At 41.3% G+C, this 25,098-nt stretch carries 19 protein-coding genes; 12 read left to right on the top strand and 7 right to left on the bottom strand.

What is annotated here, in order from left to right; genetic code table 11:
* Nucleotides 1-13: 13 nt before the first annotated feature.
* From mdoH to ACYQ28_RS13275, 4 genes are all read right to left on the bottom strand, one after another.
* On the bottom strand, nucleotides 14-2,056 hold the full coding sequence (gene mdoH, locus ACYQ28_RS13290; protein WP_460050943.1) for a glucans biosynthesis glucosyltransferase MdoH: 2,043 nt from the start codon (nucleotides 2,054-2,056) through the stop codon (nucleotides 14-16).
* Nucleotides 2,043-3,881 (bottom strand): OpgD/OpgG family glucan biosynthesis protein, encoded by a 1,839-nt coding sequence (locus ACYQ28_RS13285; RefSeq protein ID WP_460050945.1) that lies wholly within the window; start codon nucleotides 3,879-3,881, stop codon nucleotides 2,043-2,045. The genes mdoH and ACYQ28_RS13285 overlap by 14 nt, the downstream gene beginning before the upstream one ends.
* A 1,077-nt stretch (nucleotides 3,882-4,958) precedes the next feature.
* Entirely contained in the window at nucleotides 4,959-5,138 is a 180-nt protein-coding gene (locus tag ACYQ28_RS13280) for a hypothetical protein (RefSeq protein WP_460050947.1), read from the bottom strand.
* A 6-nt stretch (nucleotides 5,139-5,144) separates the two neighbouring features.
* Nucleotides 5,145-5,270, bottom strand: a complete 126-nt coding sequence (locus tag ACYQ28_RS13275) for a hypothetical protein (protein ID WP_460050949.1) — start codon at nucleotides 5,268-5,270, stop codon at nucleotides 5,145-5,147.
* A gap of 459 nt (nucleotides 5,271-5,729) precedes the next feature.
* On the opposite strand from ACYQ28_RS13275, the gene ACYQ28_RS13270 reads away from it, so the two are divergent.
* Nucleotides 5,730-6,653 carry an AraC family transcriptional regulator gene (locus ACYQ28_RS13270; protein ID WP_460050951.1) on the top strand — a complete coding sequence of 308 codons (924 nt, stop codon included), beginning with the start codon at nucleotides 5,730-5,732 and terminating at the stop codon, nucleotides 6,651-6,653.
* Nucleotides 6,654-6,967: 314 nt separating this feature from the next.
* Here ACYQ28_RS13270 and ACYQ28_RS13265 read toward each other — a convergent pair whose 3' ends face one another.
* Both ACYQ28_RS13265 and ACYQ28_RS13260 read right to left on the bottom strand, forming a co-directional pair.
* Nucleotides 6,968-7,675, bottom strand: coding sequence for a response regulator transcription factor (locus ACYQ28_RS13265; RefSeq protein ID WP_460050953.1), 708 nt, complete (start codon nucleotides 7,673-7,675; stop codon nucleotides 6,968-6,970).
* Nucleotides 7,672-10,557, bottom strand: coding sequence for a cache domain-containing protein (locus ACYQ28_RS13260; protein WP_460050955.1), 2,886 nt, complete (start codon nucleotides 10,555-10,557; stop codon nucleotides 7,672-7,674). The genes ACYQ28_RS13265 and ACYQ28_RS13260 overlap by 4 nt, the downstream gene beginning before the upstream one ends.
* A gap of 232 nt (nucleotides 10,558-10,789) precedes the next feature.
* Between ACYQ28_RS13260 and ACYQ28_RS13255 the strand changes: the two genes are divergently transcribed.
* The 11 genes from ACYQ28_RS13255 to ACYQ28_RS13205 all read left to right on the top strand — a co-directional run bounded on the left by ACYQ28_RS13255 (nucleotide 10,790) and on the right by ACYQ28_RS13205 (nucleotide 24,107).
* Nucleotides 10,790-11,587, top strand: coding sequence for an ABC transporter ATP-binding protein (locus ACYQ28_RS13255; RefSeq protein ID WP_460050957.1), 798 nt, complete (start codon nucleotides 10,790-10,792; stop codon nucleotides 11,585-11,587).
* Nucleotides 11,584-12,336 carry an ABC transporter ATP-binding protein gene (locus ACYQ28_RS13250; protein ID WP_460050959.1) on the top strand — a complete coding sequence of 251 codons (753 nt, stop codon included), beginning with the start codon at nucleotides 11,584-11,586 and terminating at the stop codon, nucleotides 12,334-12,336. Before ACYQ28_RS13255 ends, ACYQ28_RS13250 begins: the two co-directional genes overlap by 4 nt.
* Nucleotides 12,337-12,381: 45 nt before the next feature.
* Nucleotides 12,382-13,590 carry an ABC transporter substrate-binding protein gene (locus ACYQ28_RS13245; protein WP_460050961.1) on the top strand — a complete coding sequence of 403 codons (1,209 nt, stop codon included), beginning with the start codon at nucleotides 12,382-12,384 and terminating at the stop codon, nucleotides 13,588-13,590.
* Between the two features lie 152 nt (nucleotides 13,591-13,742).
* The gene (locus tag ACYQ28_RS13240) at nucleotides 13,743-14,630 is read left to right on the top strand and encodes a branched-chain amino acid ABC transporter permease (RefSeq protein WP_460050963.1); all 888 of its coding nucleotides are present in this window, start codon (nucleotides 13,743-13,745) and stop codon (nucleotides 14,628-14,630) included.
* 2 nt (nucleotides 14,631-14,632) lie between these two features.
* A complete protein-coding gene (locus ACYQ28_RS13235) occupies nucleotides 14,633-15,556 on the top strand; it encodes a branched-chain amino acid ABC transporter permease (protein ID WP_460050965.1) in 924 nt (307 codons plus the stop codon).
* A gap of 153 nt (nucleotides 15,557-15,709) precedes the next feature.
* Entirely contained in the window at nucleotides 15,710-16,561 is an 852-nt protein-coding gene (locus ACYQ28_RS13230; RefSeq protein WP_460050967.1) for a 3-hydroxybutyryl-CoA dehydrogenase, read from the top strand.
* 67 nt (nucleotides 16,562-16,628) lie between these two features.
* Nucleotides 16,629-18,278, top strand: a complete 1,650-nt coding sequence (locus ACYQ28_RS13225) for an acyl-CoA synthetase (RefSeq protein ID WP_460050969.1) — start codon at nucleotides 16,629-16,631, stop codon at nucleotides 18,276-18,278.
* Between the two features lie 260 nt (nucleotides 18,279-18,538).
* Entirely contained in the window at nucleotides 18,539-19,288 is a 750-nt protein-coding gene (locus ACYQ28_RS13220; protein WP_460050971.1) for an electron transfer flavoprotein subunit beta/FixA family protein, read from the top strand.
* Between the two features lie 9 nt (nucleotides 19,289-19,297).
* On the top strand, nucleotides 19,298-20,227 hold the full coding sequence (locus ACYQ28_RS13215; RefSeq protein WP_460050973.1) for an electron transfer flavoprotein subunit alpha/FixB family protein: 930 nt from the start codon (nucleotides 19,298-19,300) through the stop codon (nucleotides 20,225-20,227).
* Between the two features lie 468 nt (nucleotides 20,228-20,695).
* The gene (locus ACYQ28_RS13210; RefSeq protein WP_460050975.1) at nucleotides 20,696-22,468 is read left to right on the top strand and encodes an acyl-CoA dehydrogenase; all 1,773 of its coding nucleotides are present in this window, start codon (nucleotides 20,696-20,698) and stop codon (nucleotides 22,466-22,468) included.
* A gap of 10 nt (nucleotides 22,469-22,478) precedes the next feature.
* Nucleotides 22,479-24,107: an electron transfer flavoprotein-ubiquinone oxidoreductase gene (locus tag ACYQ28_RS13205; protein WP_460050977.1), complete on the top strand. Its 1,629-nt coding sequence runs from the start codon at nucleotides 22,479-22,481 to the stop codon at nucleotides 24,105-24,107.
* 142 nt (nucleotides 24,108-24,249) lie between these two features.
* Here the strand turns inward: ACYQ28_RS13205 and ACYQ28_RS13200 are convergent, their stop codons facing one another.
* Entirely contained in the window at nucleotides 24,250-24,975 is a 726-nt protein-coding gene (locus ACYQ28_RS13200; protein WP_460050979.1) for a hypothetical protein, read from the bottom strand.
* Nucleotides 24,976-25,098 lie beyond the last annotated feature (123 nt).

The following is a 25,098-nucleotide window of genomic DNA, read 5'->3' as shown; positions in this document are numbered from 1 at the left end:
GTACGGAGTTTTATTAGGTAATATTAATTGCCGGTACGAGTGTGGGTTCTTTCCCAAAATTTTGGGATTTCATTTCTACCGGTGTTTCTGGTGGTAGACGTGGAATTAAGTACACTTGATTGGCATTTTGGTTTAGTTCCATTTTTTCGTGGAGTTCTGCTAGGTTTTTACGCATTTCTACCAGCGCTTGTGGATTTACCACTTCCGAAGGCACTGCAAAAATTCGATGTTTTTGTAAAAACAAGCCTAGTTCATTACTGCTGGAATAACGAATAATGGCGGGTGCTAAAACTAAGCCGAGTAATACAGGTAATAACCACCAGAAAAATACCGGTGTGTAGTAGGCAGTAACGCTACCCCAAATAAGCGCAACGGTTAAACCCAAACCTGTTCTGCGAAATGCTTCTCGCCAAGCCACAACTCGACCTTCGCGTGATTGCGCATCCCAGCTGATTTTAAATCCACAAAAGGTTGCAACCACAAAGCTTGCATGAAAGACCATCATTATTGGCGCGATTAGAATAGCAAAAACAATTTCTAAACCTGCACTTAAAAATAATTTAAGGTGACCGCCAAAGCTTTTGTGATTATCCATGCTGGTAATAATTAGGGCCATAAATTTAGGCAACAGCAACATGCACGTGGTTAAAAACAACAATGAGAAAATCAACTCGGTTTTTGCGACTGGCCAGTTGGGAAATAATTGATAACTGGCGGTAAAAAATTGAGTTTCGGTAACCGATCGAACAATGGCATCAACACTACTTAGGGCAAGCATTACCAACCATATTAATGAACTGATATAGGCAAGCGCGCCAAACAGAAAATGACACTTGCTCATCAAAGTTGAGCGATGCATTCCTAATAAAGCAAGATGCTGTAAATTACCTTGAATCCAACGTCTGTCGCGGGTGGCGTAATCTAAAATATTGCTAGGAACTTCTTCGAAGCTGCCTTTTAGATCTGGCAATAAAATTACGTCCCAACCAGCGCGGCGCAATAACGCCGCTTCAACAAAGTCGTGACTTAAAATGTCGCCACCAAAGGGAGCTTTTCCTGGCAATCTCGGTAATCCGCAACAATCGATGAATGCATTGACACGAATGATTGCGTTGTGTCCCCAATAGTTGGCGTTATCGGTCTGCCAAAAAGCCAAGCCGCTGGCCAACATAGGGCTGCAAAGCTCTGCGGCGAACTGCAAAAAACGACCAAAAAAAGTGGTTTGGCGCACAGGCATAGGAACGGTTTGAATTAAGCCAACGCCGGTATTTTTCTCTAATTCTGCGGCCATGCGAACCATACAGTCACCGGTCATAATGCTGTCGGCGTCCAGTACAATCATAGCCTCGTATTGGGTGCCCCAACGCTCGCAAAAGTCCTTTAAATTACCTACTTTCTTTTCGGTATTTTTAACGCGATTACGATAAAAAATATGTTTTGAAAGCGCACCTAAACGTTTGGTTAAAATTTTCCAAGCTTGCAGCTCGGCAACTCGAATTTTCGGGTCTTGGGTGTCACTTAATAAAAAGAAATCAAACTTACCGAGTTGCCCCGTTGTTTCGAGCGAACGCAGGGTTGTCTCAAATCCGGCAAGAACTCGTACGGTATCTTCATTATAAACCGGCATCACAACTGCGGTTCTGAAGTTCTCAGAAGGCAATAGCTTTGCACGATTGTCGTCGTAAAAATTCGACTCTAAGCTTGTTGCAGAACTGCTATCACTAAAAATGGCCTGCTTTTTAAGAGTAAGCGGATCAATTTTAAAGAGTTTTACAAGAAAACCCGCAAAACCACTCCAAAATGCTGTTGTAATCCAAATAAAAGAAAAACTGAATAAAACCAGCAAACATAATTCGAGTGCTGTTGTGCCGTTTGCCCGCAAGATGTCGAACATCATGCCAACACCTGCAATTGAAGTTAAGATCACGGCAATAAAAAACCCCAACATGCGCGTGCGCTTAAAAGGCAAACTGTAGGTTGTTCGCGTAGGAGCGTCTTGATCGGCTACCGAGGAATTTTTAAGTGCATATTCGATGGTATTTTTACTGTATTGCATTTGGACTCCAGACATAGTTCCAAACTTCACTGACGCGCTTACCATGAAGTGTTAAATTTAATCGCATATCAATAGCGTCTTGATTTTGAGGACTGACTTTAAACATTACCCGCCAGCGATTTTCGTTAGGGAGTTTTTTAACGCTAACATCTTTCGCACTTCCGCCATTTAATTCCAGATTAACATTAACCGGCCAATCGGCATTGAGGTGGTTGGTTTCTGGGAAAACAAAGTCCACCAAAAATTGACGATGTGCCTTAGGCGGTGGATTATCTTGTCCTGGAATTGCCGCCCAACCGATACGCGTTTTTTCGACGTAAGCACTTTGAAAGTTTTTGGGAAATTCATTAAAGGTTGATAACCGATAAGAAAATTCCATCGATTCGCCCGCTTTAACCGGTTGCTTAGGCACCCAATAAGCAACAATATTATCGTTGGTTTCGCTGTTGGTGGGAATTTCCACCAACTCCACACGGCCTTCGCCCCAATCGCCTTTGGGCTCAATCCATAAACTCGGTCTGTATTCGTAATGAGCTTCTGTGTCTAAATAATTTTCACTGTCGCGATCACGTTGTGCCAAACCAAATCCGCGAACGTTATTTAAACCCGAAGAGGTTATTCCTAATTGCTTAGGGTTTCTGAGCGGACGCCAAATCCATTCACCGTTTTGAGTTAAAATTTGTAAGCCGTCAGAATCGTGAACTTCAGGTCGAAAATCATCGTAAAAACGCGTTTTATTCTCGCCAAACAAAAACATACTGGTTAAAGGCGCAACACCTAGTTTTTTTATGTCTGATCGAAAAAATAAAGTCGAGCGCACGTCAATAATGGTATTCACTTCGGGATGGATCGTGAATTTATAGGCGCCTGTAACCGATGGGCTATCTAGCAAAGCCACTACTTGCAGTTGGTTCGACGGAGTACCTGAGTTATCCGAATTTTCTGTCTTTGGTTTTTTCAGCCAAAATTCTTTAAACGTTGGAAATTCTTCACCGCTCAACTCGCCCGTATCAACAGCTAAACCTCTAGCAGAAATGCCGTAATTTTGTCCGGGGCCTACTGGACGAAAATAAGAAGCGCCTTGAAACACAATAATTTCGTCTTTGTATTGTTTAGAGTTCAATGGGTAATGAATTCTAAAACCTGCAAAACCTACATCGTTATTAGAATCTAAGGTCAGATTTTCAGCTTCGCGCTCGTACAAAAAATATTGTGGATCAAAATTTAAATGCTGATGAACGGAATATTCATCAACTAAATTGATGCCAACAGGATGTTTGTATAAAAAGCCGGGATGAAATAACTGTATTTCAAAGTCGGATTCATTTTTCCATATGGATTTTTCTGGGTTATAGCGAATAGATCGATATTGCTGGTAATTTAATTGATCTAAGCTCGCCGGTAAGGTATTGGCGTCGGCCACATAACTCTTACTGGCGAGATCACGTGCGCGATTCACCACGAGATCGTATAAAACTTGATGGCTGTCTGGACGATCGCCGTTTTTTAGTTCTTTAATTTTTTGATCTTGTGCAGACACAGGTCCCGGCAGCACAGCAGACTCAGCGGAAGTACTGACAGGAGCGGAACCAGACTCCACAGCCGGAATATCATTCGCTTCATTAATGGGCTTAGTAGAAGCCTCCGCATTGCTCGTTGGCTCATTGGTTTGCGGCGACACACTAACTTCAATGCGAGCTTTCTGCTCGGCTACTTTAACAGTTTGCTCGTTCGCTGCGTCTTGCGCATATACCGAAGTAAATCCAACCGTTGAAACTGCAAGCGCCAACCATGAGCGCTTGTTACACAAACACTGTTTGTTCATACCTTGTGTTCACTTAATTAATTGATAGCTAGGAGTGCCGTATCGAAATGTTTTTTTGCAACAACGAAGGTGCTTCTTCTTTAAGTACATTTTCGATAACAAGAGCCTTGTTAAAATTACAAATCACTTTGTAAGTGAGCTCTTGAAACTCTGCCAAACCTATTTTTTGTTAGGAATTTTTATGAATGAGTGTGATCTAGTCACCAATTTTGCCCACCAGTGGAACACTCGTATATTCTAGAGCAAAAGATCTGCCAACTAAAATGAAGTAACCCGGGGTGATAGTGTGATTTGAAAAACAATTCTAGAAAAAATCCTTAAGAATACTGTTAATTTTTATTAATCAGACAACTAATAAAAAGTTCAGCCAAACGGAAGCCGCGTTAACTCGTTACCATTAAATAACATTCCGTTTTTGGATACAGCCAACAGTAAACACATAGAATGAAGCAGCAATAGTCTAAGGAAAAAACTGCTATAAAAAGGTACATACCGATCTCAAGAACAGAAAAAAATCGATGTTTTACAGGTATAGCAGACGCAAGAAGTTGCGGGCGCCTTATTATCATAGTGCAAGTTATAAAGCTATAGAGCGCATATATAAACTACTAAAATTTACAAATTAGCAATGCGGTCTGGGTAAGAACTCATCACCCAGAGCGGGTATTTGATTATCGCCTAATTTGAGCATAGGCGAAGAGCTTGCAGAAAATCAGAGGCGCCATCAAACCCATTAACGAATGGGTATTTTATGCAGACCGCATCAATTTAAACTCAAACACATAGAGCTCAACAAAAAAGAACAAATATTCAAAAAGACTTACGTCCGTTAACCATCGAATCACTTTATAACGGCGTAAGCAAAAGGGTTACCGTTGATCTTTAGTTAAACATCAAAGAACTTGCTTAAGCAGTAAAAACCTGCCTAATAAGGTGAGGCTTTTACTAAATTTTAAAGAAATACCAACCAGCTCGGAGGCGCACAATCAATGAATCCGAAGTAGCATTAATCCGAAATATCTAAAGGTTAAAAAGTCGAAGCGTCAATAACCAACCGGTAATGTACAAATCATGCAGTCAAGCTGTGCGTGATATTTTTGCAAAAGACTTTTCATCTTCAACGACAGCCACACCTTTGGCGCCAAACGACAAAATATCTTCAACTTTATCTTGGCTTGTGGAGAACGCCACAGCATCGATGCCTTTGGATACTGCCAATGTAACCGCCAAATGACCCAAGCCGCCTATTCCGGCCACACCGACTTACGCACTGGGTTTTGCGTCAAGTTTTAAAAGCGGTGAACGGGTTGTTACATTGGCACACAATAATGGTGCAGCCTCTTCAAAACTGATAGCTTCTGGAATGTGTGCCGCGAAATGATCATCCACAACAATGTTGTTAGAATAAACAACTTAAGAAATTACCGCGCTGAATACACCATTCGATCACTGATACTTATCTCTTGCGCAAGTCCCGCAATGGCAAGTAGAACTGCACTGCTCAAGCGTGGTTGGCTAGACATAAATAACGCTTTAACTGGATTAATTAGAATTTTTTGAATAAACGATTCGCATAATTACCTATTTATTAAAGTGTTTAAACTTAAAGAGTCGATAGAATAATTATCCTGAATTATTGCCTATTTTTACCAAATACTAAAAAATATCTGCAACACTAATATTTAATATCAGTTCAACATTAAAACCAATTGCCTAATACTACTTTTTTATTGTCATTTTCTACGTAAATTATTAGAAGCCTGATCCATTGTTATAATTTAGTGATAGCATCGCTTGATATGGATAGTTTAGTACGGAAGGGTTAGCACGGAAAAGTTGGCGAGTTTAATGAATACAGAATCAAGCAGTATAGAGATTTTACCGAATACAATTCAAACAAACTCTCTAGCAAAACATATTAGTGAATTAATTGGCTTAAATAAACGTTTAGACACCCCTATTAAAGGTTTAAGCCTGCATCGTTGGGAAACACCAACAGACCCTACCAGCTATATGCTTGCACCCAGCATTTGTTTAATTGGTCAAGGCAGAAAACGCTTATTTTTAGGCGATGACAATTTTGTTTGTGATCCACACACATTCTTATTAACATCCATTGAATTACCTGTTGTGACTCAAATTGCAGAGGCAAAACCGGAGACGCCGTATTTGGGTATCACCATGGAATTAAATCTAAGAATGATCTCGCAATTAATGCTCGATGATCCTTCTAAGCAAGCACGTAATTCTAATGATCGATTGGGTGTTTCGGTCAGTGATTTATCAGAAGATTTAATCGATGCCTTCGCTCGATTATTAAATTTATTAAAAACCCCCGAAGACTTACCAGTATTAGGCCCATTAATTCAGCAAGAAATTTATTATCGCTTATTAAAAAGTGATCAAGGTCCGCGACTTAGAAATATCGTGACCGGCGGGAACCATAGCCATCAAATAGCTCAGGTGATTGAGTCATTAAAAGCTAATTTTTGTAAACCCGTTAAAATCGAAGCATTAGCCAATGATGCGGGATTAAGTATTTCGGCATTTCACAATCATTTTCGAGCGATGACCGCAATGACACCGTTGCAATTTTTAAAGAAAATGCGTTTGAATGAAGCTCGCCGCTTAATGCTTGCAGAACATCTAGACGCATCTAAGGCGGCTTACGAGGTTGGTTATGAAAGCCCTTCGCAATTTAGTCGCGAGTACAACCGCATGTTTGGCGCACCGCCAATGAGAGACATAAAACAACTTGCTTCTAAATTGTAATATTGGAACCTCTGATTAACTCACCCATGATTTAATCAGAGGTTCCCATTGTTGATACCAAGCAATTTAACTTTTTTACCGGATACGATCGAAACAACTTTTGCTTTGCTTAACTTCGCCTTGTTTTATTCAAAACAGGCAGCTCGCGCTGTACAGTTGTACACACTACATTTATTGGCATTTATTTTTAATACCCCTGTGTAGCGATAAAAGGAAGTATCGCTTTTTTTTATACTCCTTTACTTACAATTAAAATGTTCCAAAAAAATTAATCATTGTTATAACACGGCTTAGAAAATTTAAAACATTAAACATTAAACCCAATTTACCTCGCAGGCCAACATATAGCCCGCTCCGTACACGGTTTTTATTAATACGGGATTTTGCGGATCGGATTCAATTTTTTTTCTGAGACGCGACATTCTTACATCAATGCTTCGATCGTAAGGTGCACTGTTTTCTCCAAGCAGCTGATCACGAGACAATATTTGGAATGGGTGCTTTAAAAGTGCCAACAAAATTTCGCCTTCAGCACGACTGAGAGTTTCATCGCTATCGTTCATGGTTTTTAAACTGAGTGATTCGGGTTTAAATACGCAATTAGCAAACTGAGCTTGTTTGTAACGAGTAATTGTTTTTGGTTTTTTCTTGCGTAACCTGCGCAGTAAACTTTGCACACGGGCGACCAATTCGCGAGGTTCAAAAGGCTTGGTAATATAGTCGTCGGCGCCAAACTCTAAACCAACAACTCTATCGGTTAAGGCATCACGCCCAGAGACAATAATTACTCCGGTTTCTTTATCTTCTAATTTTTTCACCAGTTCCATACCGTCGATATCGGGTAGATTTAAATCCACAATACAAATATCGGGTAATTGTTTGTCAAATTCCGCCAAGGCTTTTTCACCGCGCGAAAAATGACTGACATGATAACGGTAGTTTGTCAGAGAGTTGCATATTAATTCTGCCAAATCTTGCTCGTCTTCTATTAAAAAAATAGAAGGCTTTTCAAATTCACTCATATTGCAACCTCGTTATTATTGTTTTTAGGTCGACTTGGGAAAGCATGTACCAGCGTACCTGGATCAAAGGGTTTATACAGCAGAAAAGCTTTAAAATCATCGGGTGGATCGGATTCGGTGTAACCGGTCATTAAAACAATCACAGCATTGGGATGGCAAATTTTAACGGTAGTGGCAACCGTATAACCGTCGGCAGTACCTGGCATAACAACATCGCTTATAACACCGGCTATTTGATCGATTCCCAATAAAATATTCAAGGCCTCATCGCCGTTGGTAGCTTCAATAACGGAATACCCCAAACGAATAAGTTGCTGGCGAATTAACTCCCGTAAATCGGCGTTGTCTTCGACAAGCAATACCAAATCGGATTCGGGTATTTTTGGTGACTGCCTAGGAAGTGAAGCGGGAGCTTGTGTTATCGCCGAATTAATTCCGTGATTAACCGGTAATAAAATATCAACCCGTGCACCGCTGCTAATATCTTCACGATTTTTAATGCGAAGATATCCTTTCGATTGTTTAACAAAACCGTACACCATACTTAAACCCAAACCAGAACCTGCGCCAATGGTTTTTGTGGTAAAAAATGGCTCATAGGCTTTTTTCAATGCCTCATCTGAAAAGCCCGTGCCATCATCGAGCACGCTTATCATTACATAATTACCGGGTTCTACTTGTTCATCAAAACCATCGCTCACAAACTGGTCTTGATCATAATTTACTGAGGTAACCAATAACTTTAATTCGCCGCCATTAGGCATGGCATCGGCGGAATTTAACACCAAATTTACCAAGGCGTCTTCCAATTGCGCGGCATCCACATACACATCGGGAACGTGGGAGTGAATTTGTGTACGCAAACGAATATTTTCGGAAAGCGGCGCTACCAATAGATCAATAAGTTCGCCGATCATTTTTTCTGGTGTGACGCGCGTTGGTGACAAGGGCTGTTTGCGGGCAAAGGCCAAAAGACGTTTGGTCATATCAGCGCCGCGACGTGTTGCACGAATAGCCGGAGCCAAATTCGCTTGTTGTTCTGGGGTCATTTCTTGATTATTTTGCAACTGTATGAGATTACCTAAAATAATGCTCAACAAATTATTAAAGTCGTGGGCCAAACCACCTGACATTTGCCCAACCGCTTTCATCTTACTTACTTCAGCCATTCTACGTTCGGCTTCACGTTCGTGGGTAATATCAATAGATAAGGTTAAAAACCCGTTAACCTTGTTTTGATCGTCTAAAAAGGGAATTAAAGTACGACGCGTGATAATTTCCTTGCCCTTGTATTGCAAGCGATACTCGTAAATAGGATGCTCACCGTTTCGAGCCTGCTCAATGTACGGACCAAGGGTTTCATACATGTCTTCGCCAATGACGTTAATCAGCGCCTTGCCTTGAATGTCAGATTCCTGCTGATTAAAAATTTCGCGGTATTTTTCGTTGGCAAAAACAATATTCAATTGCGGATCAATATAAGCAATTTGCGCGGGTAATTCGTCCAGTATCATGCGCTGGCGACGCTCAACGATTTTTAACTCGGTCTGAGTTTGCTTTAATGAATCAACGGCCTCTAATAATTGTACGTTCGACTCAGACAGTTCTCGGGTACGCGATTTCACTCTTGAATTTAAATTTTCGATATTTTCTTTTAAGCGATCGACCATTAAATCAAACGATTCTGCCAACGATCCTATTTCGTCTTGGCGATTAATACCGGTTTTGGCCGATAAATTTCCGCGACTGATTTTAAAAGCTGTCATCGATAATTTTTTAATAGGCGTTGTTAGCCATTCGGCAAATAAAAACGCAGCGCCAATGGTGGCAATCAATCCCAACAAACCCATGGCCATGATTCGTTGACTGAGCTGTACCGAGCTTGCTTTCAGATCGTCTAAATACACCGATGAGCTGATGTACCAATCAAAACCGGAAAGGTGTCTTACCAAGGATAATTTTTCATACACGTAACGCCCTTGGTCATCGGGTCGATCCCACTTGTAATACAACTCTTCGCCAGAATCAGCTGCCTCTATTAAGTCAACATAAATTGGATTTTGAGTAACCGGATTAAGCAGTTTTTTAAAATTAAGACCGTGAATGTTCGAGTTGGGATGAAATAACATGTTGCCTTCGGAATCGAACACATACACGTAACCATTTTGGGCAATTTTTACGTTTTCTAAGGCTTTATTAATTTCTAAAATGGCTTGGTGTTTTTGTGCCTCTACTTCTTGTTCGATGTCTTCAATATAAACCCCGGCACCAATCACAAAATTCCATTGCGGGTAGTCTCGTACGTAAGAATATTTATCGATAACATCAGCGCTGCCCAAACGATTCCATTTGTATTTATAAAAGCCAGAACCCTGCTCTCTAACAGATTTCACGATATCGGGAATAATTAATGTGCCGCCAGGCTCAGAGTAGCTGGACATGTCTCTCTGATGAAAGCGCTCCGACGGATGGGAAATAAGCGTTGCGTTGTAATCGGCAATCCACAGGTAGTCGTTGTTACCAAAATTAAATTCGCGAATTTCAGAAAAAATTTCAGCCCAAATCTGCTCTTCTGATTCGCCCCTTTGCAAACCTTTTTTTAAACTGGTTTCTATATAGTTTTCGGTAACGTTTAAAATTGAACTTAGGCGCTGTTCGTGAGATTTGAGTGTGGTATCAACATAGTTTTCGGTATTGGCGTACATACGATTTGCCAGATCGTAAACAATATTGAGCACCTGCCGATTGGTGTTAAGTTCTAAACTAAAGACGTTGTCTTTGATGAGCGGAACGGTAAACCAATAAATAGACCCAAAAATACTACCAATTAACAGCAGTAGCATTAAAAACAGGCGCGTTGTAATGGGAGAGCGACGAAACATCGTTGTTATTCTTATCGTTATAGAGCCGGTTTATCCACGTAATTTAATACGAATGTATCATAAATTTTGCAAATCGAGCAGACTTGTTACATTTCGTTACATTTCGAAATCTTAGGTTAGATTTGCCAAATACTCTGGCAATGATTGTGTTTTATCGTGAGCTAATAACAACAAAACAGAAGTGATCTGAGTGGCTGTGTGTTCACTTCAAAATAATAAGAGCTACGACACAATGACCCATTCCAACCCCGATGTCATTCTTCAAACCCAAGATTTAACCAAGTCTTTTAAAGGCTTTACCGCTGTAAGCGGCGTTAATTTGAGTATTCAACGCGGTCACATTCATGCCCTGATTGGCCCAAACGGCGCGGGTAAAACCACCGTATTTAACCTGTTAACCAAGTTTTTAAAACCCACCTCTGGGAAAATACTATTCAACAGTGAAGATATTACCAAATTAGAGCCTGCGGCTATTGCCCGAAAAGGCGTAATTCGGTCATTTCAGATTTCTGCGGTCTTCCCTCATTTAACGGTTTTAGAAAATGTTCGCATTGCTCTGCAACGTAAAGAAGGAACCAGCTTTCATTTCTGGAAACACGAATCTACTTTGAATCGACTCAACGACAAAGCCGTTGATTTATTAGACTCTGTGGGTTTATCCGATTTTGCCAGCACCGTAACCGTTGATCTTTCTTATGGCCGCAAGCGCGCGCTGGAAATCGCCACAACGCTGGCCGTTGAGCCTGAACTGATGTTGCTAGATGAGCCTACCCAAGGCATGGGTCACGAAGATGTGGGATTGGTGACGGAGCTTATCAAAACCGTATCGAAAAACCGTACCATTTTAATGGTTGAACACAATCTGCAAGTAGTTTCTCGTTTGGCCGATCGCATTACCGTATTGCAACGCGGCTCCATTCTCACCGAAGGTAACTATCAAGAAGTTTCGAATAACCCAGAGGTAAGAGAAGCCTACCTCGGCTCAGAAATAGAAACAGAGCACAAACATTCGGCGGAGGTGGCATCATGAATCAGCAAGTTGATATTAAAAGCCACGCGCACATCCAAGACGGCAACCACCGCGAAAAAATTCGCATCAGTAATCTCCATGCCTTTTACGGTGAATCGCACATTCTTCACGGCATTGATATGACCGTGTACCAAGGCGAACTGGTGACACTAATCGGTCGCAATGGTGCGGGTCGCTCTACCACTTTAAAAGCCATTATGAACATGGTGGGTAAACGCACCGGACAAATCGTTATCAACGGCCAAGAAACCTTAAACATGGCCGCGCATAAAATTGCCCATTTAGGTTTGGGTTTTTGTCCAGAAGAACGCGGCATATTTGCGAGCTTAAACGTAGAAGAAAATTTAATGCTGCCGCCTAAAGTACGTTCCGACGGCATGAGCGTTGATGAAATCTACGCAATGTTTCCGAATTTATACGAGCGCCGCACCAGCCAAGGCAATAAGCTTTCTGGAGGCGAACAACAAATGTTGGCGTTAGCCAGAATTTTAAGAACCGGCGCGAACATTTTATTGCTGGATGAAATTACCGAAGGCCTAGCACCGGTGATTGTGCAAAAACTGGGAGAAGTTTTAAAACAATTAAAAGACCGAGGTTTAACCATTTTATTGGTTGAACAAAATTTCCGATTTGCCGCCCACATTGCCGACCGACACTACGTTATGGAACACGGACATATTGTTGAAGAAGTAAAAGCCAATGAATTGGTGGAAAAATCTGAACTGTTAAATGCATATCTTGGCGTTTAGTCGCAACGACTTACAAGAATAATAAAAATCAACTGGAGTCAAACCATGAAAACAATAAAAACATCACTACTTACTAAAATTGCCTACGGTGTTATGTCTACATCACTATCGTTAAATGTATTAGCGGCGAGCGACGGTAAAGTCAAAATTGGAGTTCTAGCCGATATGGGCGGCACCTATGCCGACATATGCGGTAAAGGCTGTGTAACGGCTACAGAAATGGCCATCGAAGATTTTGGTGGCGAAGTACTTGGCAAAAAAATCGAATTAGTTTCGGCAGATTCACAATTAAAACCCGACATTGCATCATCGATTGCGCGTAAATGGGTAGAAAGTGAAGACGTTGATACCATTGGTGGCTTAGTTTCATCAGCGGTTTCTGGCGCGGTATCAAAAGTTAACTTAGACAACAAAAAAATTACTCTAATTTCAGGCTCGGCATCTAACTCTTTTACCACCGATGCGTGCAACGCCTACAACGTACATTGGACCTACAACGTTGAGGCCATGGCAAACGGCACCGTAAAACCCATGGTTGAATCTGGTAAAAAGAATTGGTTTTTTATCACCGCAGACTACAGCTTTGGTCACTCACTTGAATCTGTAGCAACAACGGTAATTACCGAAAAAGGCGGAAAAGTGGTTGGCGGTGTTCGCGCACCTTTAGGTACTACAGATTTCTCATCTTACGTATTGCAAGCGCAAGCATCGGGTGCTGATGTGGTCGCGCTAGCCAACGCCGGTAACGATACCGTAAACGCATTAAAAGCAGCCAGCGAATTTGGCCTAACCGATCAAATGGATATTGCCGGATTATTAGTGTTCACCCAAAACTCACAGGCCATGGACCCATCGGTTGCGGCGGGTATGCGCTTAACCACCGGTTTTTATTGGGACATGGATGATCAAGCTCGCCAATGGAGTGCGCGTTTTGAAGAGCGTCACGGCGGTATTCCAAGCATGATTCACGCGGGTATTTATTCGGCCACCATGCATTATTTAAATTCGGTAAAAGCCGTCGGTACCGATGAATCCGAAGCGGTTATCAAACACATGAAACAAAACAAACCGAACGACTTTTTTGCCAGAAACGCAGAACTTCGCGGCGATGGTCGCATGGTGCACGACATGCTTTACGTAGAAATTAAAAAAGCGTCAGAGCGTAAAAACAAAAACGACATTTACACAATATTAAAAACAATTCCAGCGAACGAAGCCTACGCACCCATGTTGCCACAGTGCGATTTTTCGTAAATAAAGCAAGATAAAATTTACCACCATAGCCGCACCCACAATCACCTGAAATTTAGGTGCGGCTTTTTTTGGTAAGCGCGGTAGAATATTGATGAAACATAAGAGTTTCAAAACCTTTACCCGCCTGCCCTTTTTGGTTTAAGAGATTTCTTATGACTACCATTTTCGGCATTAATTTATTTGCGCTATTTGGGCAATTGTTAGTTGGATTAATCAATGGTTCTTTTTACGCATTACTTAGCCTTGGGCTCGCGATTATTTTTGGTTTATTAAAAATCATTAACTTTGCCCAAGGCGCGCTTTATATGCTTGGTGCTTTTTGCGCACTCTTAGCGTTGAAATATTTAGGCATTAATTATTGGTACGCACTTATTCTAGTGCCTATTGCCGTAGGTATTGTTGGCATTCTTATGGAACGTTTTTTAATTCGTCCTATTGCCAACGAAGATCACTTGTACAGTTTATTATTAACCTTTGGTCTAGCATTGATTATTCAGGGTGCATTTACTCACGCCTTTGGCTCTTCGGGTTTATCCTATTCTATTCCAGATGAGTTAAAAGGCGGTATTCGTCTACCTTTTATGTATTTACCCAATTATAGAGCCTGGATTATTGTGGCATCGATAATTACCTGTGTAGGTACCTGGTGGATGATCGAAAAAACTCGCCTAGGCGCTTATTTACGCGCTGGTACCGAAAATCCAAAATTGATGCAAGCGTTTGGTATTAATGTTCCGTTATTAGTGACACTGACCTTTGGCTTTGGTGTTGCATTGGCCGGATTTGCCGGAGTGATGGCCGCACCCGTGTATTCGGTATCGCCAGACATGGGCTCTAATATTCTGATTGTGGTATTCGCTATAGTTGTCATTGGTGGCATGGGCTCAATTGGTGGCGCCATTATTACGGGTCTTGGCATGGGAATTATCGAAGGCCTTACTAAATATTTTTATCCCGAAGCATCCAATACCATTATCTTTTTAGTCATGGTTGTGGTTCTGCTATTAAAGCCAGCTGGCCTATTCGGTAAAGAGGCATAATAATGAATAATTTAAAATTAAATATATTGCTACTGATTATTGCAGTAATTGCACCCGCAGTTTTTTATCCAGTTTTTTTGGCAAAAATTTTGTGTTTTGCGCTCTTTGCCTGTGCGTTTAATTTACTGTTAGGCTACGCAGGCTTATTGTCGTTTGGACACGCAGCGTTTTTAGGTACCGGCGGCTACGTCACCGGTTATTTAATGATTAATACAGGGTTATCACCAGAAATCGCTATTATTTTAGGAATGGTTGCCGGTGGCATCTTAGGGGCAATTTTTGGTAAATTAGCCGTAAAGCGCGAAGGCATTTATTTTGCGATGGTTACACTTGCACTCGCACAGTTGGTCTTTTTCTTTTATTTACAAGCGCCATTTACCAACGGTGAAGATGGCCTGCAAGGTGTACCACGCGGCGCGATTTTTGGATTAATTGATTTATCCAACAATTACACGATGTATTATTTTGTGCTTGCCATATTTATTCTTGGCTACTGGATAATTAACCGCACAGTACACTCGCCATTTGGGCAAGTATTAAAAGCCATTCGTGAAAATGAAGACCGCGCAATTTCATTAGGTTACGAAGTTAATCGCTACAAATGGGTTGCCTTTATTATTTCGGCTGCGCTGGCTTCATTAGCAGGTTCTACCAAGGCGTTGGTCTTTAACTTGGCGTCTTTAACCGATGTTCACTGGCACATGTCTGGTGAAGTTATTCTGATGACGCTGGTTGGTGGTGTTGGCACCATTCTAGGGCCAATTCTGGGAGCCGGTATTGTGGTCAGCATGCAGAACTATTTATCAGGTGGCGAACTTGGCAATTACATTCACATAATAATGGGCTTTGTATTTGTTGTTTGCGTATTGAGTTTCAGAAGTGGCATTGTTGGTCAACTGCTTAAATTCAAACGCAATAATTTTTAACAATTCAGCAATGCATCAAATCAGGTTTAAAAACTTCTGATTAACTCATTCAGAATTAATCAGAAGTAATCAGAAGTAATAATCAAGATTCGGAATTAACATCAAAGCAAATCAGAGCTTCACTTAATATTATTAACGAATAAGAGCACAGCCATGAGTATTAAAAATATTGGAGTCGTTGGCGCAGGACAAATGGGCCTAGGAATTGCGCAAGTTTTAGCAACGTCCGGTTTTGTGGTTTCTCTGGTTGATGTCAATCAGGAAGCACTCGACAAAGCCGTGCAAACGGTTCGGTCAAGTCTTTTAAAGTTAATCGAAAAAGGTAAAGTCAAAGATTCTCTTGAAAGTATTATCGAAAGAATAAGTTGCTTTACCAACTTACAAGATCTAAGTAATTGCGACCTTGTTATAGAAGCAGCAACCGAAAACGAAAATATAAAATTATCCATATTTGAACAGCTCGATAAAATCTGTCAACCTTCGGCAATATTGGCCACCAATACTTCGTCGTTATCCGTAACCAAGCTCGCGTCTAAAACATCCAGACCCGAAAAAGTTATTGGCATGCATTTTATGAATCCGGTCCCACTGTTGAAATTAGTAGAAGTGATCAACGGTTTGCGCACCAGTGAGACAACCACAAAAGCTGTTATTGAAGTTGCAAAAAAAGCCGAAAAAATTGCCATTCCCGTCAAAGACAAACCCGCGTTTGTGTTAAATCGCATTCTTTTGCCAATGATCAACGAAGCCATTTTTATTTTAGATGAAAATTGTGCAAGCGCAGAAGATATTGACGAGATCATGAAGCTCGGTGCATCACAGCCAATTGGGCCGCTGGCTTTGGCGGATTTAATTGGTTTAGATACCTGTTTAAGTATTATGAATGTACTTTACGAAAAATTTGCAGATACCAAATATCGCCCGGCGCCGCTGTTACGGCAAATGGTTGAAGCAGGTTATTTAGGCAGAAAAACCAAGCGCGGATTTTATGATTATTCCGCCTAACGGCAAATAAAAATAAATTGGATCAAAAGAACTACTCCAGAATATACCCTTTAGCGAGGCAAATAAAGTGAACACTTTAATTAACAATGACAATAAAAACGCCTTTAATACTGACCTAGACCAAAATCAAGCTAACTTTACAGCATTATCGCCCATAACCTTTTTAGAGCGTGCCGCCACCGTATACCCAAATCGCACAGCAACGGTTTACGGAAATATCAAAAGAACTTGGCAAGAGACCTATCAACGCTGCTTAAAATTGGCAAGTGCTCTAAAAAAACGCGCAGTAAATACGGGCGATACGGTTTCAATTATCGCTGCAAACTTACCAGAACATTTCGAAGCGCACTTTGCCATTCCTATGTGCGGCGCGGTATTAAACTCAATTAATATCCGTCTAGACGCCCCAGCTATCGCATTTATTTTAAAACACGCCGATGCCAAAGCACTGATTGTTGACAAAGAATTTAGCCAAGTCACAAAGGCTGCGTTAGAGCTACTCGATACCAAACCTTTAATTATTGATATCGATGATCCGACGTATGAAGCTGGCGAATTAATTGGCGATCTTGACTACGAAGCACTACTTAACGAAGGCGATCCAGAAGGTACTGGTTTTAAAGTGTCTGATGAGTGGGACGCAATTACCCTAAACTACACTTCCGGCACTACTGGTAATCCCAAAGGTGTTGTTTATCATCATCGCGGCGCCTACCTAAACGCAATTAGCAATGCAATCTCTTGGGCCATGAATCCGCACCCGGTCTATTTATGGACATTACCCATGTTCCACTGTAATGGTTGGTGTTTTCCTTGGACCATTGCCGCAATGACAGGGGTTAGTGTTTGTTTACGACACGTAAGAGCCGATGACATTTTCAATTTAATTAAGTCCGAAAAAGTTGGTTATTTCTGCGCAGCGCCAATTGTATTAAATATGCTGAACTCATCGGACGATACCTTAAAAGCCGATATTAATCACAAAGTAAATGTCATGACAGCTGGCGCCGCGCCACCGGCGTCGGTTATTGAAGGCATGGAAAAATTAGGATTTTCAGTCACCCACGTATACGGTTTAACCGAAACCTACGGACCATCGGTTGTTTGCTCTTGGCATGAAGAGTGGGACGATAAATCACTGGAAGAAAAAGCTAAATTAAAAGCTCGCCAAGGCGTACGAGCCCCCATGCTTGATGGCTTAATGGTCGCCAATCCAGAAACTTTGGAGCCAGTTCCAAAAGACGGTAAAACCATGGGCGAGATTTTTATGCAAGGTAACCTTGTCATGAAAGGTTATTTGAAAAATCCCGAAACCACAAAAGAAGCGTTTGCGGGTGGTTGGTTTCACTCGGGCGATTTAGCCGTATGGCATCCCGATGGTTATGCTGAAATTAAAGATCGTTCCAAAGATATTATTATTTCTGGTGGTGAAAATATTTCATCCATTGAAGTTGAAGATATTTTATATCGCCATCCATTAATTCAAGAAGCCGCCGTTGTCGCCAAAAAAGATCCAAAATGGGGTGAAACTCCATGTGCCTTTGTTATGCTCAAAAACGACACCAGCGGCATTACCGATAAAGATATTATCAGTTATTGCCGCGAACATATGGCGCATTTTAAAGCACCTAAAAATGTGGTATTTGGGCCACTACCCAAAACATCCACCGGTAAAGTTCAAAAGTTTTTACTGCGTGAACAAGCCGACAAGCTTTAATTACGTGCCGTAACTTATAGGAAACTCTGATTAACCTAGAGTTTCTCGCGACACAAGCATGTGTTGCCAATTTCAAGAACGGTAAGTGATTGAAATTGTGAAGAAATTGGAAATCGTATTGTCAATTTCTTCCCTCTGATTAAATCATGGATGTGTTAATCAGAGGTTCTTATAGATTAAAAGCCTCAATATTCGAGTTACCTTAAAGATAGGACAACTCGAATCTATTTAGAAGCAAATGTTGAGAACGGGAAACCAAGATGAAAATACTTGTTGCAGTTAAACGCGTCATTGATTACAACGCCAAAGTTCGAGTTAAATCCGATCAAACCGATGTTGATTTGGCTAACATTAAGATGGCGATAAATCCGTTCTGTGAAATTGCCGTTGAAGAAGCCGTACGTTTAAAAGAAGCCGGTATCGCTACAGAAATTATCGCTGTATCGGTTGGGCCTAAAGCTTGTCAGGAGCAAATACGCTCGGCGTTGGCCTTGGGTGCGGACAAGGGTATTCAAATCGAAACCGATCATATTTCTGACTCACTCAACATTGCGAAATTATTGGCCGAAGTTGTTAAATCAGAAAATATTGATCTGGTAATCATGGGTAAACAAGCCATCGATTCCGACAATAACCAAACCGGACAAATGTTGGCGGCATTATTAAATTGCGGCCAAGGTACCTTTGCCTCAAAGTTAGAAATAAAAGATCAAAAAGTTTTGGTAACTCGCGAAATAGACGGTGGGTTACAAACACTTTCGCTAAACCTTCCTGCGGTGATCACTACCGATCTTAGATTAAACGAACCACGTTACGCTGCTCTACCCAATATTATGAAGGCGAAACGTAAACCTCTAGAGGTTAAAACCCCACAAGATCTGGGCGTAGAATTAAAACAGCATACCAAACTGCTGAAAGTTGCCGAACCGAGTAAACGTCAAGGTGGCACTATGCTTAACTCGGTAGACGAACTTATCGAAAAACTAAAATCAGAAATTCAAGGGATTTAAGAGGCATTTATGGCTATTTTAGTAATTGCAGAACACGATAACCAAACGTTAAAAAATGTCACACTGAATACCATCGCCGCGGCAACACAAATTGCTGGCGATATTCATGTATTAATTGCTGGTTTTAATTGTGGCAATGTTGCCGAACAAGCGGCAAAAATATCGGGAATCAGCAAAGTAATATGCGTTGACAACGAACTTTACCAACATCAACTTGCAGAAAACGCGTCCGAATTAATCGCATCATTAAGCAGTGATTATCAACACATTTTTGCACCGGCGACATCCAATTATAAAAACATAATGCCACGAGTGGCTGCAAAATTAGACGTTGCGCAAATATCCGATATCACCAAAGTTCTTTCTGAAGATACCTTTGAACGCCCTATTTACGCTGGCAATGCCATCGCTACCGTACAATCGCTAGACAGCGTAAAAATTATTACCGTACGAACTTCTGCTTTTTCAGAAGCAGAAAGCAAAGACGGTAACGCAGAAGTGATCACCATTGCTGCGTTATCCGACTCTGGATTGTCTCAATTTGTTTCCGAGCACGTAGAAAAGTCGGATCGACCAGACCTAAGCTCCGCAAAAATAATTATCTCCGGTGGTAGAGGCTTAGGCAGCAGTGAAAATTTTGTGCTGTTAGAAAAACTTGCCGATAAAATTGGTGCAGCCGTGGGTGCTTCCAGAGCAGCCGTAGATGCCGGTTATGTTCCAAACGATAAACAAGTTGGACAAACCGGAAAAATCGTTGCGCCACAATTGTATATTGCTGTTGGTATTTCTGGCGCAATTCAGCATTTGGCAGGTATGAAAGACTCTAAAAAAATTGTCGCCATTAATAAAGACGAAGAGGCACCTATTTTTTCTGTGGCGGACTACGGCCTTGTCGCTGATTTATTTGAAGTGCTACCAAAATTGCAAGAACAACTCTAGAAGCTTGTGGAAACTCTGGTTAACACCTCCAGGATTAATTCAGAGTTTCCTTTTTTATAAAAATTTTTGATATCAGAGCAAAAACCGAAAGAGTTCATGACCAGGTACGGTGTACGCCATGCGCACTGAACCGTCGATTTTTACGCTTTTTTTTCGGATATTTCGGTGTGAGTAAATCTACCCAAACACACCTAATCAGTTCCACTTTATCATTGCAACTTAACGTGATTGCAGCCGTTCATATTCTCAATAGTGATCCTGAGAATAATTTAACTTTAGGAACCTCTGATTAACTCATCCTTGATTTAATCAGAGGGCAGAAATTGAAAATGTGATTTCCAATTTCTTCACAATTTCAATCACTTACAGTTCTTGAAATTGGCGACACATCCTTGTGTCGCGAAAAACTCTAGGTTAATCAGAGTTTCCTTTACTTACAAATAATTTTCGGAATTTCGGAGATATCCAATGACCACTTACACCGCACCACTCCAAGATTCTACCTTTGTGTTAGAACACATAGTTGGCCTAAACGATTTAAGCCAAGCATTAAATCAAGAAGACATTAACGTAGATTTGGTAAGAACCATTATCGACGAAGCGGGTAAACTTGCCAGCGATGTAATTGCACCCATGAATGCTCAGGGTGATAAAAATCATCCAACCGTTGTTGATGGCCAAGTTCAACAAAGCCAAGGCTTCTCCGATATCTACCAACAATTTGTTGACAACGGCTGGCCAACACTTACTGCGCCCGAAGAATTTGGCGGTCAAGCACTACCCAACGTGTTAGGTACGGCTGTTAATGAACTCTGGCACTCAGCCAATATGGCTTTTGCACTTTGTCCAATGCTGAGCCAAGGCGCTATAGAAGCGTTAATTGCACACGGTAGCGATTTGTTAAAACAAACATTTTTGCCGCAATTAATCAGTGGTGAATGGACTGGCACTATGAACCTAACCGAGCCAAATGCGGGTTCTGATTTATCGGCGATTGCGTCCCGAGCAATTCCAGACGGCGACGCCTTTAAAATTATCGGCCAGAAAATTTTTATTACCTGGGGCGATCATCAAATGACATCGAACATTGTGCATTTGGTGCTAGCGCGCCTGCCAGATGCACCCGTCGGTGTAAAAGGTATCTCTTTGTTTGTGGTTCCCAAATACTTAGTGAATGAGCACGGTGAAATCGGCGAGCTCAACGACGTTAATTGTTCGTCGTTGGAACACAAATTAGGGATTCATGGCAGCCCAACTTGCGTGATGAATTTTGGCGATAACGGCGGCGCTATTGGTTATTTAGTTGGTGAAGCCAATAAAGGGCTTAGCTACATGTTTACCATGATGAATCACGCACGCCAATCCGTAGGTTTACAAGGTTTATCCATATCCGAGCGCGCCTACCAACAAAGCGTGCAATACAGTCAAGAACGTATTCAAGGTGTAGACGCTGACGGTAATAAAACCGCCATTATTAATCATGCCGATATTCGTCGTATGCTTATGGCTATGAAAAGTGGCACACAAGCCATGCGCGCCTTGGCCTTAGTTGCAGCGGCAGATATCGATTTTGCGCACGCGGGTAATTCAGAAAAACAAAAACGTGTTGAGTTACTCACGCCTATTGTAAAAGGTTGGATGACTGAACTCGCGCAAGAGTTAACGTCACTGAATATTCAAGTTCACGGCGGTATGGGTTTTGTTGAAGAAACAGGCGCGGCTCAGTTTTATCGCGACGCACGAATACTGCCCATTTATGAGGGCACAACCGGCATTCAAGCACTCGACCTTATTAACCGAAAAACGCGTTTAGACAAAGGCGCAGCCATTCAACAACTCTTTGCCGATATTCAAGATACCGCCGAAAATATTATTCAAAGCGACAATGCTGTTTTACAAAAAATCGGCGAGAAGTTGCAAACCTATTTAAGTAAAGCACAAACAGCAACTCGCTGGATTCTTGATAATGCCGAATCCCATAAAACCTTAGCAGCAAGCGTAAGTTACGATAATTTAATGCTGATGGGTTATTTAACCGGTGGTTGGTTAATGGCGAAAGGCGCACACCAAGCTCAGCAACTTTTCGATACAGACAACGAATACGGCAATGATTTTTTACAGGCAAAAATCAGTACCGCCGCTTTTTATTGTGATTATTACCTACCGCGAATTACGCAACATGTAGAAACAATCTACAGTGGCTTAGACACTCTTTTCGATTTAAATCCAGAGCAGTTTTAAGGAGACATTCGTGGAAAGAGAACAAATGGAGTTTGATGTGCTGATTGTAGGAGCTGGCCCAGCCGGTTTAGCAACGGCCTGTCGACTCAAACAATTAAATGCAGAACTGGCTATTGCCGTTGTAGAGAAAGGCTCCGAAGTTGGAGCCCATATTTTATCGGGCGCGGTGATTGATCCTATTGCACTCAACGAGTTATTTCCCGATTGGAAACAACAAGGCGCACCGCTTGAAACGCAGGTGCAAAAAGATGAAATCTATCTGCTAACAAGCGATCAGACATCTACAAAAATTCCCGAATGGATGGCTCCAAAATCACTACACAACCAAGGTAATTATATTATTAGCTTGGGTAATTTAACCCGTTGGCTTGCGACCCAAGCAGAAGAGTTAGGCGTTGATATTTTTCCGGGTTTTACCGGTGCCGAAATAACCTACGATACCGATGGTAAGGTAACCGGAGTTTGCACCGGCGACATGGGCATTGGCCGCGATAAAATGCCGAAAGATTCGTACATGCAAGGCATGGCACTAACGGCAAAATACACCGTATTTAGTGAAGGCTGTCGAGGGCATTTGGGTAAAGAATTAATTCGACACTTTAATTTGGATAAAGACCAAGACCCACAACATTATGCCATCGGTTTAAAAGAATTATGGCAAATTGATCCCGAACACCATCAACCGGGTTTAGTCATTCATGGCTCTGGTTGGCCTTTGGACAAAAGCACCAACGGTGGATTTTTCTTATACCACGGCGACAACCATCAAATATCCGTAGGCTTAATTGTTGATTTAAATTACAGCAACCCGTGGTTAAATCCCTATGAAGAATTTCAACGTTTAAAACATCATCCCGTTTTAGCGCAATATTTGCGAAATGGCAGTCGAGTTTCTTACGGCGCACGAGCCATTGCCAAAGGCGGATTTAATTCATTGCCAAAAATGTTTTTTCCGGGTGGTTTATTAATTGGTTGTGATGCAGGAACACTGAATGTGTCTCGAATTAAAGGGTCACACACGGCCATGAAATCGGGAATGCTCGCCGCGGAAGCCATTCATTCTGCACTGCTTAACAACCACAAAGAACTTAGCGAATACGACGAACTCTTTAAAAACAGCTGGCTATACGATGAACTCTATGGCTCCAGAAATTTCGGCCCAGCATTGCACAAATACGGTAATTGGTTTGGTGGCGCTTTTAACACACTAGACCAGAACTTTTTAGGCGGCAAACTACCAGTAACACTGCACGACCGGCTCGAAGACAACGCTCAACTTAAAGAAGTATCACAGGTAGAAAAAATTAACTATCCAAGCCCGGACGGCGTTTTATCCTTCGATAAATTATCGTCCGTGTATTTATCAAATACCAACCACGAAGAAGATCAGCCATGCCACTTACAGCTGAGCAAAGAAGAAATTCCCACCAAAATTAATATTCCGCTCTACAGCGAACCAGCGCAACGATACTGCCCGGCGGGAGTGTATGAGTTAGTCGAAAAAAACAACGAACTACAATTGCAAATTAATGCCCAAAACTGTTTACACTGCAAAACCTGCGATATAAAAGACCCCTGCCAAAATATTCAATGGACACCACCGGAAGGCGGCGGCGGACCAAACTATCCCAATATGTGATCAAACCATCCCAACATGTAATATCGAAAACCCTCACACCAAGAAATCTTAGTAACACAAGGAAGTGTTACCAAGCTAACTTCGAAAATACCCAGTAAGTCTTAGAGCACCTTTAATATATGCAAAAAAAATTGTTAAGGTCTTATCTTGGGTAAGGATCATTCGTTTTAACTGAGATAGTTAAACCTTTTGTAATATAAGAAATAATCTCGCTCTGCTTGTTAAAATCAACGCCACTCGAAGACTTATCAAAGTTATAAACATAACCATCTTTAAACTTAATGGCATAGTATGATCGATGTACAATATTACCATTAGGTGCCTTGAATGATTTCGTTAGCTCAATCGATTCAATTTCGTTAAAATTGTGTTCAATCTCACCTAAGCTCAATATATCATTGGAAACGAAAGTATCTTCCGTAACACGGGTGTAAGAATCTAAGGCCAGCCCCGAAAATACGACGCAAACAGGAATACATAAATACGCCATATACTTTAGAACTTTCCATGAATCCAGTCCAAGTTTTAAGTTCACGTATTCTGTATATTCATCATATCTTTGCTTTCCAAGTAAACCCAAATATAGATAATGCATAGGAATTGCCGCTAAAAAGAGTGACAGAAATAACGCTGGCAACGCCCAGATAATCCTCGTTGGTGGAAGAAAGAAAATATTCTCACCGGATCTCGACATAACACTATCGGATGCCAAGTCCAAAAAATACCATATTAAAAAACCGGCTCCAGGAATAAAAATCAAGAAAGGAACTAATGCAAACCTCTCCCATTTCGAATACTCTTTAGCTAGCTGATCGATATCTTTCTCTGTTTTTATAACAGGTTGAAGTGACTTAACTGTAGTGGTCAATTATTTTCATACCACCCTGTAGGAGGTTTTTATCATTTAAATGCTATCTCAACTTCAGCTGGTGTTGCGTAGTTGTTGTAGCTGTGTCCGCGTATAAAATTGTAGTATCGTATAAATGCAAAT

This window comes from Sessilibacter sp. MAH1 (genome assembly GCF_054658315.1).
The sequence above is the reverse complement of the archived record's forward strand: the minus strand, read 5'-3'. Positions and strand labels throughout refer to the sequence as shown.

Excerpts from the sequence above, each read along its gene's own strand:
- mdoH (WP_460050943.1), bottom strand. The coding sequence starts at position 2,056 with ATGCAATACAGTAAAAATACCATCGAATATGCACTTAAAAATTCCTCG.
- ACYQ28_RS13285 (WP_460050945.1), bottom strand. The coding sequence starts at position 3,881 with ATGAACAAACAGTGTTTGTGTAACAAGCGCTCATGGTTGGCGCTTGCA.
- ACYQ28_RS13270 (WP_460050951.1), top strand. The coding sequence starts at position 5,730 with ATGAATACAGAATCAAGCAGTATAGAGATTTTACCGAATACAATTCAA.
- ACYQ28_RS13265 (WP_460050953.1), bottom strand. The coding sequence starts at position 7,675 with ATGAGTGAATTTGAAAAGCCTTCTATTTTTTTAATAGAAGACGAGCAA.
- ACYQ28_RS13260 (WP_460050955.1), bottom strand. The coding sequence starts at position 10,557 with ATGTTTCGTCGCTCTCCCATTACAACGCGCCTGTTTTTAATGCTACTG.
- ACYQ28_RS13255 (WP_460050957.1), top strand. The coding sequence starts at position 10,790 with ATGACCCATTCCAACCCCGATGTCATTCTTCAAACCCAAGATTTAACC.
- ACYQ28_RS13250 (WP_460050959.1), top strand. The coding sequence starts at position 11,584 with ATGAATCAGCAAGTTGATATTAAAAGCCACGCGCACATCCAAGACGGC.
- ACYQ28_RS13245 (WP_460050961.1), top strand. The coding sequence starts at position 12,382 with ATGAAAACAATAAAAACATCACTACTTACTAAAATTGCCTACGGTGTT.
- ACYQ28_RS13240 (WP_460050963.1), top strand. The coding sequence starts at position 13,743 with ATGACTACCATTTTCGGCATTAATTTATTTGCGCTATTTGGGCAATTG.
- ACYQ28_RS13235 (WP_460050965.1), top strand. The coding sequence starts at position 14,633 with ATGAATAATTTAAAATTAAATATATTGCTACTGATTATTGCAGTAATT.
- ACYQ28_RS13230 (WP_460050967.1), top strand. The coding sequence starts at position 15,710 with ATGAGTATTAAAAATATTGGAGTCGTTGGCGCAGGACAAATGGGCCTA.
- ACYQ28_RS13220 (WP_460050971.1), top strand. The coding sequence starts at position 18,539 with ATGAAAATACTTGTTGCAGTTAAACGCGTCATTGATTACAACGCCAAA.
- ACYQ28_RS13215 (WP_460050973.1), top strand. The coding sequence starts at position 19,298 with ATGGCTATTTTAGTAATTGCAGAACACGATAACCAAACGTTAAAAAAT.
- ACYQ28_RS13210 (WP_460050975.1), top strand. The coding sequence starts at position 20,696 with ATGACCACTTACACCGCACCACTCCAAGATTCTACCTTTGTGTTAGAA.